This is a genomic window from Streptomyces musisoli (assembly GCF_016741855.1).
GTDB classification, from domain to species: Bacteria; Actinomycetota; Actinomycetes; order Streptomycetales; family Streptomycetaceae; genus Streptomyces; species Streptomyces musisoli.
The window spans coordinates 1-1,983 of sequence record NZ_JAERRH010000068.1; the positions used below are offsets into that span (position 1 = coordinate 1).

The 1,983-nt window shown below is 72.5% G+C and carries 3 protein-coding genes; 1 reads left to right on the top strand and 2 read right to left on the bottom strand.

Annotated features, from left to right (window positions below; all coding sequences use genetic code 11):
• Together JK361_RS41925 and JK361_RS40420 are read right to left on the bottom strand one after the other, a co-directional pair.
• On the bottom strand, positions 1–320 hold a 320-nt coding region (locus JK361_RS41925), incomplete at its 3' end, for a hypothetical protein (RefSeq protein WP_236054669.1).
• A gap of 36 nt (positions 321–356) precedes the next feature.
• On the bottom strand, positions 357–1,250 hold the full coding sequence (locus tag JK361_RS40420) for an NADP-dependent oxidoreductase (RefSeq protein ID WP_201828193.1): 894 nt from the start codon (positions 1,248–1,250) through the stop codon (positions 357–359).
• 69 nt (positions 1,251–1,319) lie between these two features.
• Here JK361_RS40420 and JK361_RS40425 point away from each other — a divergent pair, with 69 nt between their 5' ends.
• Complete coding sequence (locus JK361_RS40425; RefSeq protein WP_201828195.1) at positions 1,320–1,895, top strand: TetR/AcrR family transcriptional regulator; 576 nt, start codon at positions 1,320–1,322, stop codon at positions 1,893–1,895.
• Positions 1,896–1,983 lie beyond the last annotated feature (88 nt).

A 1,983-nucleotide genomic window follows, 5' to 3' on the forward strand; every position in this document is an offset into this window, starting at 1 on the left:
ACCGGTGACTCGTACGGCCGCGGCCGCCACCGCTCCAGCCGGCAGGTCCGGTCTTGGGCGGCCTCGGCGCGTTGTGGCATTGCCGTCACCAGACAGGGTTTGCCGCTCGTCCACGCGAGCGGTCCGTGGGCGCCGGCGCGAAGCACCGGCTGGTGTTCGTCGGCCGGCTGCGTATCCCCTCCGTTCGCGCGCGGGTGGGCCCGCACGCCGCTGCCGAATGGGCGGGTGTCGCGAGTGGTGACGGCCTGTTTCGTGCCGTCCAGGCGGCGGGCGCTGCGCGGGGCGTCGTATCCGGCGTCTGCTCCGTTCGTGCCGATCACGGCCCGGCTCTGCCCGTACGCGGGGCGGGCCGCGGCTCAGACGACCAGGACCCGGCGCCCCCGGGTGTGGCCGGTGCGGCTGTCAGCGTGCGCCGCCGCTGCCTCGGTGAGCGGGTACGACTTCTCGACCGGGATGTGGAGCCGGCCCCGGGAGATGAGGTCGACGGCCTCGGCGAGCGCGTCCGGCACGCTCCCGGCCACGCCGGAGAACCGGACGCCCAACCGCGGCGCACCGAGGTCGGCGATGGAGACGACCTTGCCCGGGTCCCCGGTCAGCTCGACGAGTTCGCGGATCACGCCCGAGCCGGCCAGGTCAAGGGCCGCGTCGACCCGGCCCAGGTGCCGTACCCGTTCGACCCAGCCCTCGTTGTAGGTCGTGGCGAGGGCGCCCAGGCCACGCAGGTAGTCCTGGTTCGCGGCCCCGGCCGTGCCGATCACCGTGATGCCGCGCTCGCGGGCGATCTGCACCACCGCCGACCCGACGCCGCCGGAAGCGCCGCTGACCAGCAGCGTCTGTCCGGGCCGCACGTCGACCTCGCGGATGATGCGCAGCGCGGTCTCCACCACCGACGGGTACCCGGCCGCCTCCTCGAAGGTCAGCCCCTCGGGCATCGGGGCCCAGGCCGACAGGACGGCGAATTCGGCGTAGGTGTCGGCGCCTTCGCCGAAGACGCGGTCGCCGATTTCGACCCCCTCGACGCCCTCGCCGACCTCATCTACGACTCCGGCGGCGTCCAGTCCGACCCCGGCGGGCAGTTCGACGGGATGGGCTCCCAGGACCTGGCCCTCCCGGATCCTCCAGTCGACGGGGTTGACGCCCGCCGCCCGTACGGCGATGCGTATGCGACCGGGGCTCGCGTGGGGCTCCTCGGCTTCCACCAGTTGCAGGACCTCGGGACCGCCGAACTCGGCGAAGCTGATTTTCCTCATGCGGCGAAGATAACCCTAACGGTTAGGGTTTAACAACGGTTAGGAATTCATACCTGGTAGTGTCAGGGCATGACCGAGCCGTCCGGACGCCGCGAACGCAAGAAGGCCGCGACCCGCCAGAAGATCGCTGACACCGCGCTGCGGCTCTTCCTGGAGCGCGGGTACGACGCCGTGGGCATCCGTGACGTGGCGGCCGAGGCCGACGTGGCCGTCACCACCGTCTTCGCCCACTTCGCCTCGAAAGAGGCCCTGGTGTTCGAGCGCGACCAGGACTTCGAGCAGCGCCTCACGCGGGCGGTGACCGACCGGCCTGCGCACGAGCCGCTCATCCCGGCGCTGCACCGCGAGATCCAGGCCCTGGTGCGGCACTGCACGGCGGAGGGCAGCACCCCCGTCCGACGCATGATCGAGGGATCACCCGCCCTGCGGGAATACGAGGAGTCCATGAGCCTGCGTCACGCGCACGCGCTGGCAGCGGCGCTGGCCGCCGATCCCCACCTCTGCCGGAGTGCGACGGCCTGCCGGGCAACCGCGCGGTTCGCCATCGACGCCTACGCGCTGGCCTGCCGGGCGGACGATCCCGGGGCCACGGTGGACGAGGTCTTCCGGATGATCGAGGCGGCCTGGGAAGCCACCGCGCCCTGAGCCGGGGACGCCGGCGCGCTGCGGCCGGCGCACAACACGTGCGGGTTGCCCTGGGCGGCCATGCCGGACCTGTTACCGAAACCAGGCT

What these genes read in the sequence shown, in the direction of transcription:
- JK361_RS40420 (WP_201828193.1), bottom strand. Translation starts at nt 1,250, where the DNA reads ATGAGGAAAATCAGCTTCGCCGAGTTCGGCGGTCCCGAGGTCCTGCAA.
- JK361_RS40425 (WP_201828195.1), top strand. Translation starts at nt 1,320, where the DNA reads ATGACCGAGCCGTCCGGACGCCGCGAACGCAAGAAGGCCGCGACCCGC.